Source organism: Kitasatospora sp. NPDC059812 (genome assembly GCF_042732075.1).
Lineage (GTDB): Bacteria > Actinomycetota > Actinomycetes > Streptomycetales > Streptomycetaceae > Kitasatospora.
The window spans coordinates 25926-40760 of the sequence record NZ_JBHWIO010000018.1 but is presented as its reverse complement, the minus strand read 5'-3'; the positions used below and the strand labels follow the sequence as shown (position 1 = coordinate 40760).

The following is a 14835-nucleotide window of genomic DNA, read 5'->3' as shown; positions in this document are numbered from 1 at the left end:
GCGGGGGGGGGGGGGGGCGGGGCGGGCGCGGCGGGGGGGGCGGCCCCCCCCCCCCCCCCCCGCCCGCCCGGCAGCGGGACCGGCCCGAACGGGGGCCCCGGCCCGACGCGACGGCGCCGGTCTGCCGCTTCGTCGCGGCACCGGCGGTGTCGACGGCCCAGCCCGGCAGGCCCCGGCCGTTCCTGCGCGAGAGGCCGACCGACCTGAGCGTGCCCCGCTTCGGCGAAGGCGCGCGGGCACAGGGCTACCCCTGGCTGCTGCCGGGGCGCACGGTGCAGAACGGCATCGCCGCCGACGAAGCCAGGGTCGGTGCCCTCACCATCCGCGCCGCCTCCGTCGTCGGGCCCGGCCACCGCTGCGGCCAGCCCGCCGAGCCGCGACAGGACTCCTACCGGATCGGGCGGAGCCCGGACAGCCGGTACGCGATCGTGGCCGTGGCCGACGGCCTGTCCAGCGCGGCCTGGTCCGACATCGGGGCCACCGCGGCCTCCAGCCAGGCCGTCACCCTGCTGCGCGAGCAGATCGAGGCGGTCGGCTTCGACCGGCTCGACGTCAAGGCGCTGTACGGGCGGGTCGCTGAATCGATCGCCGCGCACGCGGCCGGACGCGGCGTCGGCACCTCGCACCTGGCGACCGTGCTGATCACCGCGGTGATCGCCGAGCCGGACGCGAACGGCGTGGCGCGGGCATGGGTCGGCTGGCTCGGTGACAGTTCGGCCTGGACACTCGACCCGCGCGTCCCGCTGTGGCAGTTCTCCGCCGGCGAAGCCAAGGACCGTGCGGCCGTGGTGGTTTCGAACGAGGTCGCCGGCCGACTGCCGGACACGCCGCACCTGGCCGTGGACGGTTACGTCACCCTGGCGGCCGGTGCCGCCCTCGCCCTGGTCACGGACGGGATCGGCGACGCGTGGGCGGACCGGGCGGGCAACGTCAACGAGTACTTCGCGAACGCCTGGCGCTCGCCGGTCCCGGCCACCCGGTTCACCGCCGACGTCGGCTTCGACGCACCGCAGTGCCTCGACGACCGCACCGCCGTCGTGGTGTGGAACGGCAGCGGGACATGACCGACTCCGATCCCGTCGCCGGCGGCGGCGCCCCGGCGGTGGACCCGCGGGGCTGGGCGTTGCCGAGGACCGTGGGCCTCGGCGATCTCGGACCGCTCGCCGAGCCGATCTCCGAACACAACGGCCAGGCCGTCGCCGTACGGCCGCTGACGGACCATCCGGGCTGGCTGGCCAAGCTCTACCGGCCCGGCCCGCACCAGGAGGACGGCCACCGGATCGACCTGCTGATCTCCGCTCCGGACACGCTGCCGGAGGCGGAGCGGGCGAGCTTGTACGCCGGGACGTGCTGGCCCGCGGCCCGGATCCGCGAGCCGGGGAACCCGGCCGTCGGGTGCGTGATCCCGATGGCGCCCGAGCAGTACCGTTCCGAGCTGCGGCGTGGCAAGTTCAGCGAGCGCCGGTTCCTGGAGATCGACTGGCTGGCGAAGTCCGACGAGTCGATCCGGCGCGTCGGCCTGCCGTGCCCCGGCTTCGAGGGCCGACTGGCTGCCTGCCGCCGGCTGACGGAGCTCGCCGCGATCCTGGAGGGCCTGGGCCTGGTCTACTCGGACTGGTCGTTCTCCAACGCCTTCTGGAGCCCGGAGGGCCGTTCCGTCTACCTGATCGACGTCGACGGCTGCCAGCCGAAGAAGATGCCCGACATCCACCAGCCGAACTGGGCCGACCCGCTCACGCCGCCGGGCTCCGACGCGGACCAGTACACCGACCGCTACCGGCTCGCCCTGCTCGTCGCCAAGTGCCTGACCGGCCGGCGCGACGCGAGCACCTTCCACGGCGTCGCCGCGTCCCACTGGCTGAACCAGCCCGCCGTCTCCGAGGTCCTGCTGGACATGCTGCTCGCGACCGACCGGGAGCGACGGCCCGCGGCCGCCCAGTTGAACCAGGCGCTGAACAACGGGCCCTACCTCAGGGCCGTGCCGCGTCCGACACGTACGCCGCTGCCCCAACTGCCCCCGAAGCAGCCGACGGTGGTGCTTCCGCAGCCCTCGCCGAACGCGAACCCGAAGCCCCCCGCCGTCACCCCCGTCAGCACGGTCGAGGAGAAGCAGAAGCCCGAGACCGGCTCGTCCACCAAGTGGCTCTGGGTGCTCGCCTTCGTCGTGATCCTGGTCATCGTCATCGTCATCGCCTCCAACCACTAGCTCAGAGGTGCACACAATGTCACTCTGCCTGCCCACCTACGTGGTGATCGACGCCTCCTCGTCGATGAAGCCGCACGAGGCAGTGCTCAACGCGACCCTCTCGCGTCTGCACTACAACCTGGCGACGAATCCGCGCGTCTCGGAGTTCGCCAGGGTCAGCGTGGTCGCCTTCTCCACCGACGTGCACGTGGTGATCCCGATGTCGGACATGGAGCAGGTCCCGAGCATGCCCGAAGTGATCTGCGGCGGGGGCACCGAGTACGGCAAGGCCTTCGACCAGTTGCGGCAGAGCATCGAACAGGACGTCAGCAGCCTGCGGGCGCAGCAGTACAGCGTGCTGCGGCCGGCGATCTTCTTCCTGACCGACGGCGCCCCGACCGACGCGAGGTGGCAGGACTCCTTCCGCGCGCTGGTGGACCGGAACTGGCCGCGCCACCCGCACGTGATCGCCTACGGCTTCGGCGCCGCCAGGCGCGACGTGCTGAAGGAGGTGGCGACCAAGGCGCTGTTCATCGCCGACGGTTCGGACACCGAGTCGGCGCTGAGCGGGGCGATCACCGGCCTGCTCAACACCCTGATCGCCTCCTCGCAAACCGGTCAGATGCACATCGCCACGGACGTCAAGGGCTTCGAGTACGTGCAGGTCGCCCAGGAATACGTGGACTGAGTGTGGACACCGACCCGCGTACCGCGGCGCCCCGGGCGCTGAGGGCCTCCGCCGGGCTGTCCGTGCTGGCCGCGGTGCTGCTCGCCTGCGGCGGCGTGGTCGAGGTGGCGGGCCATCTCGGCGGCCCCTCGACGAACGGGGGCGGAGGCGGCTCGTACCCGGCGACGCCGGTGCCGGTACAACCGACCCCGACCCCGACCCCGACCCGGACCCGGACCCCTGAGGTCTCCTCGCCCGCCGCGGCGCCGTCGCCGAGTTACTCGCCCTCGGCCTCACCCACCCAGTTGCCCGAGCCGACGACCGCCCCCACCACCCCCACCACATCGGCGTCTCCTTCGGAGCACCCTCCAGGGAAAGGGGCGTCCCGGACGAAGGCTCCTGTGACGAGGAACGCCGCCCCGTAGCTGCGATACCGGCGCGGCCACGGAGGGGCCGAGCAGCACGGGCAGCCGGTGGGCGGGCCGGGGAGTGGGGCGGGGGGTGCCGCTGATGGTGCCGCTGATGGTGGCGCCGTCACCCGAACGCAGTCGCTTCGGGTCCTCGCGCGGCCCCGGAGTCGCCCGGAAGGCGGCTCCGGGGCGCCTCCTCAAGGCGGACCTGCCGTGGCGTCGGCGGTGCCGGGGCGTCATTCCGGTGGTTTCCGCGGGGCTCGACGCGGGGTCTCGCCTCTCGCCGCGCGGGGGTGCGCACCCCCGCCCCGTCGGTCGGCTGCGCCATCCGGGTAGGCCTCGGCGGGCGGGGTCGGCGGCCCGGGCGGGGGTCCTCGGGGAGGGGCGCGGGGGACGGGGGCTCGCGCCGAAGCCGTCGTCGCGGGGGCCTGCGGTCGACCGGTGGGCGGCGGCGCTCGGTGCGCGGGGGTGGCTGTTTCGAGACGCCGGACGAACGGCACTTGACGGTGGGTCAGTCGAGGAGTCGACCGGGCGGATCCTCGCCCGACCCGGCTCGTCGGGGGGCCGGGCGGGAGGGCCGGAACCGGCTGTCGAGGCGTGGGTCGGGCGGTCCTGTCGGGGGGCCCTTTGCATGCCGAGGACCGTTCGCGGTTGCCGTCCAGAAGCTGCGAGCCGGGGCGTCAGGCGGATACTGGAGATGTGAGAACGGCTCTGGCAGGCACATCCCTGACGTGCCCGCCGCTTAGGGCTGTCTCACGGCAACGGCAGTCTCTGTCGTGCTCCCCGGGTCCGCGCCGTCGGCGTCGGCCGTGGACGTGCGGCGTGCCAATGCAAGGGAAGAAATGGAGTCGTGATGAGTTACTTCAACCGCAGGGACCGCGGTCGCGGACGTGAACGTGACCGTCGCCGCCGTCGCCACGGCCGCCGTCGTCGGTTTGGCTTCTGGTGACAGATAAGGGCGGTCCGGGCTGTGCTTAACAGCCCGGCATGACACCCATCCCTGGGGCCGGCGGTATCACCGCCGGCCCCTCATCCTGAGTGGGGTTCCTCCATGCACGGTGCGACGCCCATGGGGGGTCCGGAGGACCGGGCAGCCGACCGGGCCATCGACCAGGGGCCGGTGGCGGACTCGCCCGTCATCTCGCTGCGTGAGCTGTTCCGGCGGTTCTGGCCGTGGGTCCGACCGGACGTGCGCTGGCTGCCGCTGAGCGCGGTGCTGCTCGTTCTCGGCGCCTTCGGCGAGGTCGTCTCGGTCTGGATGTTCAAGGACCTGATCGACGAAGTCCTGGTGCCGCGGCACTTCGCCGAGTTCTGGCCGCTCGGTGGCACGATGCTCGCCGCGGCCGCGGCGGCGGCGCTGTTCACCTTCGCGGGCACCTACACCGGCACCTGGATCGCCGAGCGCTACCTGCTCCGGCTCCGGACCGGCACACTGGCCCATCTGCACACCCTGCCGCCCGACACCCTGGAGACCCGCTGGCGCGGCGACCTGGTGGCCCGGATGACCGCCGACATCGCGACGATCGAGCAGATGGTCGCGACCGGCCTGGTCGAGGGCGCGGTGGCCTCGACCAGCCTGGTGCTGTTCGCCGGCGCGGCGTTCTACCTGAGCTGGCCCCTCACCCTGGCGGCGCTGATCGTCGCGCCGCTGTTCATCTTCACCACCGGCTTCTTCGGGCGCCGCATCCGCATCCGGGAGCGGCAGGTCCAGCGCCGTGCCGGCGGCGTGACCGCGCTGCTGGAGGAGACCCTGCGCAACGTCGTGGTCACCCGCACCTGCGGCCAGGAGGAGCGCGAGGTCGAGCGGGTGCACCGCGAGGGAAAGGCCCTGCTGGACGCCGAGCTCTCCGCCGCCCGGATGTCCGACCTCTACCAGCCCCTCCTCAACGTCCTCCAGATGCTCGCCGGGCTGGTCGTGGTGGGCGTCGGCGCGCTCCAGGTGATCCGCGGCGAGCTGAGCCTGGGTGGTCTGCTCGCCTTCGCCGCCTTCATGGCGCAGTTGTTCGAGCCGATCCAGCAGCTCGCCGGGCTCGTCCCGCTCGCGGGCGCGGCCTGCGCCTCGGGCGAACGCCTGCTGGAGATCCACGACCTGTCCAGTCCGGTCCGGGAGAGCCCCGCCGCGCGGGACGCCGGCGCGGTCCGCGGCCGGGTCTCCTTCGAGGGCGTCCATGTCGCCTACCCCGGCAGTTACGACGCCCCGGTGCTGTCCGACGTCAGCTTCGACGTCAGCCCCGGCAAGGTTCTGGCCGTCATCGGCCCCAGCGGCAGCGGCAAGTCCACGCTCGCCAAGCTCCTGGTCCGCTTCCTGGACCCGCAGGCCGGTACCGTCCGCCTCGACGGCGCCGACATCCAGGACCTGACCATCGCCTCGCTGCGCGGGGCGATGAGCTTCCTGCCCCAGCAGGCGCAGCTCTTCCACGCGACCATCCGGGACAACATCGCCTACGGCAGGCCCGACGCCCCGCAGGAGGAGATCGAACGCGCCGCCCGCAGCGCCGGCGCCCACGGCTTCATCACCGCGCTGCCGCAGGGCTACGGCACGGTCATCGGCGACGAGGGCTTCCAGCTCTCCGGCGGGCAGGCCCAGCGCGTCGCCATCGCCCGGGCCTTCCTGCGCGGCGCGCCGGTCCTCGTCCTGGACGAACCCACCACCGGCCTGGACCCGAAGACCGTCCAGCAGCTGATCCCCCCGCTGCGCCGCCTGATGGCGGGCCGCACCACGATCCTGATCACCCACGACCCGGCCTTCCTCCCGCTGGCCGACCACGTCCTCACCCTCCAGCCGCCGGACGCTCCGCGCCCCCGCTTCGCGGAATCGGCCGCCGGGCGCCCGGAGGCCGTCGCGGTGAACGCGTCCGAGGCGGGGCTTCCCGGTGAGCGGGGCCACGGGCCCGGGTGACCTTCGCCCCCACCCGAACGGCCGGGATCCGCAGACTGCGGACCCCGGCCGTTCGAGTGCGTGCGGTCAGGAGACGACGATGGTGGTCCGCAGGTAGTAGACGAACGGCGGGCAGGCCGAGCCGCGGTCCGGGAAGGCGCAGCGCCAGATCCAGGTGATGTCGCTCGTCCCGGCGGTGGCCGCGCTGAAGGTCGCGTGCGTGGTGTTGTCGGGGTCGGTGCTGCCGGAGGTCTGCGGCAGCACCGAGGGCGCGGTCGTCGCCGGGACGGAGGACAGCCAGGTGACGGTGCTGTCGCGGTAGGGCGGCAGGTTGACCTGGACCACGTCACCCGGGTGGACCTGCACGGTCTGGCCGTTGGAGGCGGCGCCGAGGACCACGACGTCGTTCAGGGCCGGCCGTGCCGGGGCCGCTGCGGCGGCGGTGACGGTGCCGGCGGTCAGGGCGAGGACGGCGGCGGGGGCTGTCAACAGCCTCAGGATCTTCATGGCACTCCCGGTACTCGAAGGTTCACGGAAACGGAGGTTCGCGTGGAACGGCGGTGCAGGGTGCGGAGGTTCCGGCCTCCCGTCTATCCGGTGCGGGCGGCCCGGCCGATGGCGCGGAGCCGCCCGGGAGGGAAACCTCCGGCCAAGGATGTCCACATCTGCCGCCTCCGGCAAGGCGCGTGACGATCCGTCAGGCGCTCGTTACTCCGAGCCGCCGAGGCCCCGGCCCTCGGGCCGTCAGTCCCGGCGGCGGGCCGCCATCCAGACGTAGACCAGGATCCCGGCGAACAGGAACAGCACGCCCTGGTAGACGGCCGCGTAACCGGCGCCGGCCACCAGCCACAGGGAGAAGCCGAAGGCGCCCAGGCCCAGCACCGCGTCCCGGGCGAGCCGGCCCCCGGAGACCTTGTCGGGCATGCCGCGCACCAGCCAGTACAGCTGCGCGGCGGTGGAGAGCAGGTACGGGACGGTCGCGGTGAAGGTGGTGACCAGCACCAGGATGTTGAACGCGCCCTTGGCGCCGGTGGCGAAGTTGAGGATGGTCAGCACCGAGGCCAGCGCGACGCTGGTCACGACGCCGAACACCGGGACGCCGCGCCGCTCCTTGGCGAAGGCGGCCGGGAACAGCCCGTCCTTGGCGGCCGCGTACGGCGCCTGGGCGGCCAGCAGCGTCCAGCCGTTGAGCGCGCCGGTCATCGAGACGAGCGCGGCGACGGCGATGGCCGTGCCGCCCCACGTGCCGCCGAACATGGCGTCCACGGCGTCCGAGAACGGCGCGGTGGAGTGGATCAGCCGGTCGTGGGCGACGGTGCCGAAGACCGCGAGCGTGCCCAGCAGGTAGACCACCGCCGCACCGGCCGTGCCGAGCACGCTGGCCCGCCCGACGTTGCGCTCCGGATCGCGGACCTGGCCGGCGCTCATCGCGGCCGACTCCACGCCCAGGTAGCTGAAGAGCAGGATGGCCGCGGCCGCCGTCATCCCGCCGGCCCAGCCGTGCCCGGTGGCGTCGAAGGGGCCCAGGTTGCGCGCGTCGAAGAAGCCCAGACCGCCCACCGAGACCAGCAGCAGCGGGATGAACTTGAGGACGGTGGAGACGAGTTGGACGGCGCCGACGTAGCGGGTGCCGGCCAGGTTCGCCAGCGCGGGCAGCCACTGGAAGGCCATCGCGGCGGCGATGCTGAGCCCGATGGAGTGGCCGACGGGCAGCAGCACGTCGAGATAGCCGACGGCGGCGACCGCGAGCGCGGCGTTGCTGACCCAGGTGGTGATCCAGTACGACCAGGCCGACAGGAACCCGGCGAAGTCCCCGAAGGCCTCCCGGGCGTAGATGTAGGGCCCGCCGGTGCGCGGGTTGCGGCGCGCGAGCTGCCCGAAGACGAGCGCGAGGGCGATCGCGCCCACGGTCAGGACGGCGAAGGAGACCAGGCTGACCGTCCCGTAGGGGGCCACGGCGGCGGGGATCATGAAGATGCCGCCGCCGATGATGTTGCCCATCACCAGGGCGGTGGCGGTCGGCAGGCCGAAGCGGCCGCCCTTGCGGGGTGTCGCGGTGACCGCTTCCGGCGTCTGCGGCGGGCTCGGTCGGGTCGCCTGCCGGGGTGCGGCCGGGCTGGTCTGCATGAGGGTGGTGCGCCTTTCGTGGTCCTGCTCGTGCTCGGTGGAGCCACCGTTCATGCTCGAACCGGGTGGCGCTCTGTACCAAATCGATGGGATTTGTTCAGTCGGCCTGGCATGTCACCGCAAAACTTGCGGTCCCGCGCCGGTCGGACGGGCACTCGTCCTGTGCCGCTCCGGCGGGCACTCGTCCTGCGCCGGTCGGACGGGCGCTCGTCCAGTGCCGGTCCGGCGCGGCCGTTCGGCGTGCGGCCGGGTGTCCGAGGGCGTTCACCCGGGGGAGGGACGTCGTCACCCGGATGCCTCAGCCGGGTTGCGGCGCGCCGCGGCGCGTGCGCGTTCGTGTGCAAACGTTGGCCCGGCGCCTCCCCGTGGGGCGTCGCCCAGCCTGCGGGCGGTCGACGTGGCCGGTCGGGGGCGCGGGTCAGAGGACCAGAGACGAACTAGGGGACAGTAGATGTCGCTTCGTGGGAAGATCCGCAAGCTCGCGGTGATCGTGGCCGTGACGGGTGCGGCCGTGGTGGCCGTGCCGACCTCGGCCATGGCGTTCGGCCACACGCCGGTGCCGTCCTCCGGGCAGGGCCTGGAGTCCGGTTCGGCGGGTGTCGGCCTGTTCGGCCCGCACGCCAACTGGTTCAACTACCACGAGCACAGCGAGGGCTGATCCGTCCGAGCTCGGAGCCCGGGGGCCGCTGTGGGCCTCCGGGCTCACGGCTGTCCGCGCGGCGAGGCGCGGTGCGGTGCCGTGCGGCGCGCTGCCGGACCGGTCGGGCGGATCGGGCGGGCCGGGGTGGCGGCCCGAGCAGGTCAGGACGGTCGGGCGGGGGCGGCGGCCCGCTCGCGCAGTTCCTTCAGTACGGCGATGTCCATCGCGTGGCCGGTGCCGTCCCCGCCGTGCTTGCGGTCCGGGGTCTCCACCAGTAGCGGGACACCGGCCGTCTCCGGGTGCTCGAACAGCTCGCGGAACGGTTCCGCGCCGATCATCCCGGCACCGATGTTGGCGTGCCGGTCCTTGCGCGCGCCGACGACGTCCTCGGAGTCGTTGGCGTGGATCAGCCGCAGCCGGCCCGGCCCGGCCGCCGACGCCAGGGCGTCCAGGGCGGCCGTCACCCCGCCCGGTACGGCCAGGTCGTGCCCGGCGGCGAAGGCGTGGCAGGTGTCCAGGCAGACGCCGACCTTCGGGTGCCCGTCCAGCGCCTCGACGTACTCGGCGAGCTCCTCCAGCCGGGAGCAGAGCGAGCTGCCCTGGCCAGCCGTCGGCTCCAGCAGCAGCCAGGGCGCGTCCTCGCCGAGGGCGTCCAGTTCGTCCAGCAGCGGCCGCACGTCGGCCCGGACCTGTGCCATCGCCTCGGCCCGCCGGGAGCCGCCGCCGGGCGCCGTGCCGACCGCCGAGCCGGTGTGCAGGACGACGCCCAGTGCGCCGATCGCGTGGCCGCGGCGCAGCGAGTGCCGCAGCGAGTCGGCCGAGCGCTCGCGGGTGGCCGGGTTGTCCGAGCCGAAGTTGATCAGGTACGGCGCGTGCACCCAGGCGGGGAGTCCCTGCTCGGCGCAGGCCGCCCGGAACTCCTCGTCCTGCGCGGGGTTGCCCGGCGGAGTGGCCCAGCCGCGCGGGTTGGCCACGAACACCTGCACGGTCTCGGCGCCGACCCGGCGCGCGTACGCCAGCCCCGTGCCGGCCAGCCCGCGGGCGGCCACCGGGACGTGGGCGCCGACCGGGTTGCGGAGGGTGCCGAGGGGCGCTGCGGGTGCGGTGGTCATGGCCCCGAGGATGTCACGCCGCCGGCCGGCGGTGGCACGCGGCCCGGCCGGCGGTGCCGGGGGTGGTGCCGGGGTCGGTCCGGTGGCGTGCCGTGGGGGGGGGGGGGGGGGGCCCGCCCCCCCCCCCCCCCCCCCCCCCCCCCCCCCCCCCCCCCCCCCCCCCCCCCCCCCCCGCGGCGCGGCGCGGGGGGGGGGGGGGGGGGGGCGGGGGGCGCCGCCGTGGCGCCGGGCCGCCCCCCCGCCGCCGCCCCCCCCGCGCCACGCCGGGCCGTCCCACCACCGGCCGACGCCCCGTCAGTCCCGCAGCCCAGCCCTGGTGGCGGGCCCACCCGGCGGCCCATAGCGTCGAGTCGGCCGCACCCACCGGCCGTCACTGCCCAAGCACACCGTGTAAGAACAGACACCGCGTACCTAGCGCGCCGCCCGGCAGGCTCCGGCCGCACACCGGCGAGCGCGCCGGAAAGAACAGGTCACCACTCATGCCCACGCGACGGGTCCACCACTTCGCCGCGGCCACCGCCGCCGCCACCGCCCTGACCACCGTCCTCGCCACCCTGGCCGCCGCGCCCGCGGCCCACGCCGCCGACGGCCTGCACGTCGTCCAGCCGGGCGAATCGATTCAGCAGGCCGTCGACGCCGCCCTCCCCGGCGACACCGTCCAACTGCTCGCCGGCACCTACCCCGGCAGCGTCCGCATCACCACCCCGGGCCTCACCCTGCGCGGCGCCGGCGCGGACAGCGTGATCACCCCCGGGGGCGGCACCGAGAACGCCTGCGCCACCGCCGGACACGGCCTCTGCGTGGACGGCACCGAGGCGGCCCCGCTGTCGGACGTCACCATCGAGACCCTCGCCGTCACCGGCTTCCGCAAGAACGGCATCGACGCCAGCGGCACCACCGGCCTGACCGTGCGCGACACCTACGTCCACGACAACGCCCAGCAGGGCATCAGCCAGGAGATCTCCACCCGGGCCCGGATCGTCGGCAACCGCGCGACCCGCAACGGCCAGTCCGGTGTCTTCCTCGCCAACTACGCCTACCGCGAGGGCGGCGCGCCCGACACCGGGGGCACCGTCGTGGAGGGCAACGAGCTGACCGAGAACCGGGTCGGCGTCACCGTCCGCCGACTGCGCGGGCTGGCCGTCCAGGACAACGAGCTCCGCGGCAACTGCGCCGGCGTCTTCGTGGTCGGCGACGAGGGCGTGCCCCGGGCCGGGGACCTCGACGTGCGGCGCAACCGGGTCGTCGCCAACAACATGTTCTGCCCGGCCAACCCGCGGCTGGGCGCCATCCAGGGCGCGGGCATCGTGCTCACCGGGGTCGAGGACACCCGGGTCACCGACAACGAGGTCCACGACAACGTCGGCAGCTCGGACTTCTCCGGCGGGATCGTCCTCTTCAAGAGCGCCGTCGGCGTCCCCAACGCCCGCAACACCGTCGCCGACAACCACCTGAGCGGCAACAGCCCGGCCGACATCGCCGACCGCGACACCGGTGAGAACGCGTTCGCCCGCAACACCTGCGCGCGGTCCGATCCGTCCGGCCGCTGCTGAACCGCGGCACCCGCACCCGGTACGACCCGCGCCTGGTACGAACCGCTCCCGGCACGCGCCCCCGGCACCCCCGCCCCCGTCGACAAGGAAGACCTCCCATGACCATCGCACCGCCCCCCACTCCCCAGGCCGCGATGCGCCTGCGCGAGCTCGTCTTCGGCGCCGCCTGCGCCGCCGCCGTCCGCGCGGCCGCCCGGCTCGGCGTCGCCGACGTGCTCGGCGACACCCCGACCAGCGTCACCGAACTCGCCGCCGCCCTCGACACCGAGCCCCTGCCGCTGTGCCGCCTGCTGCGCGCGCTCACCTGCTACGGCATCTTCTCCGAGACCTCCGACGACCGCTTCGAGCACACCGAGATGTCCCGCCTGCTGCGCGAGGACGCGCCCAACTCGCTGCGCTACATCTCCCTCTGGTGCACCGAGCCGTGGACCTGGGAGGCCTGGCCCAAGCTGGACGAGGCGGTCCGCTCCGGCCGCAACGTCTTCCCCGAGCTGTTCGGCAAGGAGTTCTTCGACTACCTGCACAGCGACGCGGGCGACTCCGCGAAGGTCTTCGACAAGGCGATGACCGCCTCCAGCCGGCAGTCCGCCCACGACCTCGCCGAGTACCTGGACCTCACCGGCGTCGACTCGGTGGCGGACATCGGCGGCGGCCAGGGGCACGTGCTGGCCAGCCTGCTGGAGAAGCACCCGGCGCTGCACGGCACCCTGCTCGACCTGCCCAAGGTGGTCGCCGGCGCCGAACCCCGGCTCCAGGACGGCGGTGCCTTCTCGGCCCGCGCCCGGCTGGTGCCCGGTGACTGCCGGGTGGAGATCCCGGTCCGCGCCGACCTCTACATCATCAAGAACATCCTGGAGTGGGACGACGAGAGCACCCGCCGCACCCTCGCCAACGTGGTCGCCGCGGCCCGGCCCGGCGCCCGCGTCGTGGTGGTGGAGAACCTGGTCGACGACAGCCCGTCGATGCGCTTCACCACCGCGATGGACCTGATGCTGCTGCTCAACGTCGGCGGCGCCAAGCACACCAAGGAGAGCATGGTGCGGCTGATGGAGGACGCCGGACTGGACGTCGCGGACGTCCACCCGGTCAACCCCTACCTGCACGCCTTCGAGGCCACCGTGCGCGGCTGAGCACCGGCCCTTACGCGAACGACCGCCGTCCCCCAGGGAGTTGGGGGCGGCGGTCGTTCGCGTTGCCGGTCAGGCCGGGTGCGAGGAATCCAGGTGCGCGAAGACCACCACGTTGTCCGAGTAGTCCTTCTGGCCCTTGTCGTACGTACCGCCGCAGGTGATCAGCCGCAGCTGGGCGTCGGGCGTCTGGCCGTACACCTTGTCGTCCGGGAAGGCGTTCTTGGGGAAGGCCTCCACCGAGTCCACCGAGAACACCGCGACCGTGCCGTCCGCGCGCCCCACCTCGATCTGCTGGTCCGGTTGCAGCTGGCTCAGCATCACGAACACCGCCGGGCCCGTGGTGGTGTCCACGTGCCCGGCGACCACCGAGCTGCCGAGCTCGCCCGGGGAGACACCGTCCCGGTACCAGCCGACCAGGTTGTCGTCGTCCGGCGGCGGCGCGGTGAGCTGGCCCTCCGGATCGAGCGTCAGCTCGGTGAACGGGGCGTCGACGCCGATCTGCGGGATCCGCAGCCGGGTCGGGTTGGCGCGGCCCAGCGACGGTGGCGCAGGGGCCGGGTCCTGGGCGGCCTCCGCAGGGGCCTCCGCGGGGGCGTCCGTGGGGGCGTCCGTGGGGGCGTCCGCGGGGGTGGTGGCCGGTGGGGACGGGCGGGGGGTGGCCGGCGCGACGATCGCCGGGGGACGGATCACGCCGGACGCCGAGTTGGCTTTCGGCGTGGTGTCGACCGAGTTGTACATCAGCAGCAGACCGACCGCCGCCGCACCGATGCCGGTGCGCAGCAGTCGGGACATTCCAGGGACGGGACCGCCCATCGCTCCTCTTTCTCCATTCCCATGCGCAGCCGGGCCGGTGACGGCCCGAAAAGGTCCAGAAGGTCCAAAACGACCCGCCGCCCCCGTGCGCGCCGCCCTGGTGGGGAGGCGCGTGGGGGCGGCGTCAGATGCCGGACGTCAGATGGTGGCGCCGGTGTTGCGGCGGTTGCGGCGCAGCGCGTACGCGCCGGCCCCGAGGCCGCCGATCAGGAGGACGGCGCCGGAGGCGAGGCCGCCACCGGACAGCGTGGTGCCGGTCTCGACCATCGCCAGGCCGCCACCGCCGGCGTGCACGCCGCCGTGCGGGCCCTTGCGGCCGTGCTCGCCACCACGGCCGTGCTCGCCGCCGCGGCCCTCGCCGCCCTTGTCGCCGCCGCGGCCCTCGCCGCCCTTGTCGTCGCCACGGCCTTCGCCGCGGCCGTGCTCGTCGCCACGGCCTTCGCCGCGACCGTGCTCGTCGCCACGGCCTTCGCCACGGCCGTGCTCGTCGCCGCGACCCTCGCCACGGCCGTGCTCGTCGCCGCGACCCTCGCCGCGGCCGTGCTCGTCGCCACGGCCTTCGCCGCGGCCGTGCTCGTCGCCCCGGTCGTCGCCGCGACCGTGCTCGTCGCCGCGGTCGGACTGGTCCTGCGAGGTGAGGCTCTTCGCCTGGTCGGCGGAGCCGTCGGCGAAGGCCATGGGGGTGCCGACGGTGAGAACGGCGGCGACAGCCGCCCCGGCGAGCAGAGTGCGTGCAGAACGCATGAGGTTGATCCTTCCGATACACAGGCCCGCGATCGCCGGCACGGCGCCGGACAAGGGAATTCGTGGGAACTGCGTCTGATTCACCGTCAACCACCGCGACGTCCGCCGCCACCGGAGAGTGGCGACTTGGGTACGGACTGTGCTCGATTCGAGTGGAGTCCCGGCCCGGTTCACCCGGGTGCCCCAGTGAGACGGGTGAAAAGGATTCGCGGCGGTCCGGGCCGAGTCGGTCCTGTGCTGACGGCGTGTCGGTCCGTCCCGAAGGCGCTGACGCCGCGTCGGGCGGGTCCGGGACGATGCTGACGCCGCGTCGGGCAGGCCCGGAAGGTGCTGACGCCGCGTCGGGCGGCTCGGATGGTGCTGACGTGCCGTCGGGCGGGCGTGGGTGGCACTGACGCCGCGTCGGGCGGGCTCGGGCGGCGCTGACGCCACGTCCGATCGGGCCGGACACGCACGTGGGGCCCCCGCCCCCGCGGGGGGGGGGGGGGGGGCCGGGCCCGGGGGGGGGGGGGGGGGGGGGGGCCGCGGCCCCCCGGGGGAAAGCGGGGGCCCGGGGGCGCGTCGGGCGCGGCCCGG

General features: G+C 74.2%; 12 protein-coding genes. 7 read left to right on the top strand and 5 right to left on the bottom strand.

Translation table 11 applies throughout. The annotated features are described in order from the left end of the window. Positions 1–209: 209 nt before the first annotated feature. The 4 genes from ACFV6D_RS12355 (at position 210) to ACFV6D_RS12340 (ending at position 6161) form a co-directional block, all read left to right on the top strand. A complete protein-coding gene (locus tag ACFV6D_RS12355) occupies positions 210–1064 on the top strand; it encodes a protein phosphatase 2C domain-containing protein (RefSeq protein ID WP_380559512.1) in 855 nt (284 codons plus the stop codon). Further along, positions 1061–2206, top strand: coding sequence for a hypothetical protein (locus ACFV6D_RS12350; RefSeq protein WP_380345574.1), 1146 nt, complete (start codon positions 1061–1063; stop codon positions 2204–2206). Before ACFV6D_RS12355 ends, ACFV6D_RS12350 begins: the two co-directional genes overlap by 4 nt. Positions 2207–2222: 16 nt before the next feature. Further along, positions 2223–2873, top strand: coding sequence for a VWA domain-containing protein (locus ACFV6D_RS12345; RefSeq protein ID WP_380559510.1), 651 nt, complete (start codon positions 2223–2225; stop codon positions 2871–2873). Positions 2874–4331: 1458 nt separating this feature from the next. Then, entirely contained in the window at positions 4332–6161 is a 1830-nt protein-coding gene (locus tag ACFV6D_RS12340; RefSeq protein ID WP_380559508.1) for an ABC transporter ATP-binding protein, read from the top strand. A gap of 66 nt (positions 6162–6227) precedes the next feature. On the opposite strand, the gene ACFV6D_RS12335 is transcribed toward ACFV6D_RS12340, so the two are convergent. Both ACFV6D_RS12335 and ACFV6D_RS12330 read right to left on the bottom strand, forming a co-directional pair. Further along, a complete protein-coding gene (locus ACFV6D_RS12335; RefSeq protein WP_380559506.1) occupies positions 6228–6647 on the bottom strand; it encodes a hypothetical protein in 420 nt (139 codons plus the stop codon). Positions 6648–6884: 237 nt separating this feature from the next. Next, positions 6885–8267 (bottom strand): amino acid permease, encoded by a 1383-nt coding sequence (locus ACFV6D_RS12330; RefSeq protein WP_380559542.1) that lies wholly within the window; start codon positions 8265–8267, stop codon positions 6885–6887. A 451-nt stretch (positions 8268–8718) separates the two neighbouring features. Here ACFV6D_RS12330 and ACFV6D_RS12325 point away from each other — a divergent pair, with 451 nt between their 5' ends. Beyond that, a complete protein-coding gene (locus ACFV6D_RS12325; protein WP_063350286.1) occupies positions 8719–8925 on the top strand; it encodes a hypothetical protein in 207 nt (68 codons plus the stop codon). Positions 8926–9068: 143 nt separating this feature from the next. Here the strand turns inward: ACFV6D_RS12325 and ACFV6D_RS12320 are convergent, their stop codons facing one another. Further along, entirely contained in the window at positions 9069–10019 is a 951-nt protein-coding gene (locus ACFV6D_RS12320; protein WP_063350287.1) for a deoxyribonuclease IV, read from the bottom strand. A 479-nt stretch (positions 10020–10498) separates the two neighbouring features. Here ACFV6D_RS12320 and ACFV6D_RS12315 point away from each other — a divergent pair, with 479 nt between their 5' ends. Continuing rightward, positions 10499–11572 (top strand): nitrous oxide reductase family maturation protein NosD, encoded by a 1074-nt coding sequence (locus ACFV6D_RS12315; RefSeq protein ID WP_380559504.1) that lies wholly within the window; start codon positions 10499–10501, stop codon positions 11570–11572. Positions 11573–11670: 98 nt separating this feature from the next. Then, positions 11671–12702, top strand: a complete 1032-nt coding sequence (locus ACFV6D_RS12310; RefSeq protein ID WP_380559502.1) for a methyltransferase — start codon at positions 11671–11673, stop codon at positions 12700–12702. Positions 12703–12771: 69 nt separating this feature from the next. Here the strand turns inward: ACFV6D_RS12310 and ACFV6D_RS12305 are convergent, their stop codons facing one another. Together ACFV6D_RS12305 and ACFV6D_RS12300 are read right to left on the bottom strand one after the other, a co-directional pair. Next, on the bottom strand, positions 12772–13494 hold the full coding sequence (locus tag ACFV6D_RS12305; RefSeq protein ID WP_380559500.1) for a class F sortase: 723 nt from the start codon (positions 13492–13494) through the stop codon (positions 12772–12774). 159 nt (positions 13495–13653) lie between these two features. Beyond that, positions 13654–14259 (bottom strand): hypothetical protein, encoded by a 606-nt coding sequence (locus tag ACFV6D_RS12300; RefSeq protein WP_063350291.1) that lies wholly within the window; start codon positions 14257–14259, stop codon positions 13654–13656. Positions 14260–14835 lie beyond the last annotated feature (576 nt).

Coding starts and splice junctions, on each gene's coding strand:
- ACFV6D_RS12350 (WP_380345574.1), top strand. CDS start 1,061: ATGACCGACTCCGATCCCGTCGCCGGCGGCGGCGCCCCGGCGGTGGAC.
- ACFV6D_RS12345 (WP_380559510.1), top strand. CDS start 2,223: ATGTCACTCTGCCTGCCCACCTACGTGGTGATCGACGCCTCCTCGTCG.
- ACFV6D_RS12340 (WP_380559508.1), top strand. CDS start 4,332: ATGGGGGGTCCGGAGGACCGGGCAGCCGACCGGGCCATCGACCAGGGG.
- ACFV6D_RS12335 (WP_380559506.1), bottom strand. CDS start 6,647: ATGAAGATCCTGAGGCTGTTGACAGCCCCCGCCGCCGTCCTCGCCCTG.
- ACFV6D_RS12330 (WP_380559542.1), bottom strand. CDS start 8,267: ATGCAGACCAGCCCGGCCGCACCCCGGCAGGCGACCCGACCGAGCCCG.
- ACFV6D_RS12325 (WP_063350286.1), top strand. CDS start 8,719: ATGTCGCTTCGTGGGAAGATCCGCAAGCTCGCGGTGATCGTGGCCGTG.
- ACFV6D_RS12320 (WP_063350287.1), bottom strand. CDS start 10,019: ATGACCACCGCACCCGCAGCGCCCCTCGGCACCCTCCGCAACCCGGTC.
- ACFV6D_RS12315 (WP_380559504.1), top strand. CDS start 10,499: ATGCCCACGCGACGGGTCCACCACTTCGCCGCGGCCACCGCCGCCGCC.
- ACFV6D_RS12310 (WP_380559502.1), top strand. CDS start 11,671: ATGACCATCGCACCGCCCCCCACTCCCCAGGCCGCGATGCGCCTGCGC.
- ACFV6D_RS12305 (WP_380559500.1), bottom strand. CDS start 13,494: ATGTCCCGACTGCTGCGCACCGGCATCGGTGCGGCGGCGGTCGGTCTG.
- ACFV6D_RS12300 (WP_063350291.1), bottom strand. CDS start 14,259: ATGCGTTCTGCACGCACTCTGCTCGCCGGGGCGGCTGTCGCCGCCGTT.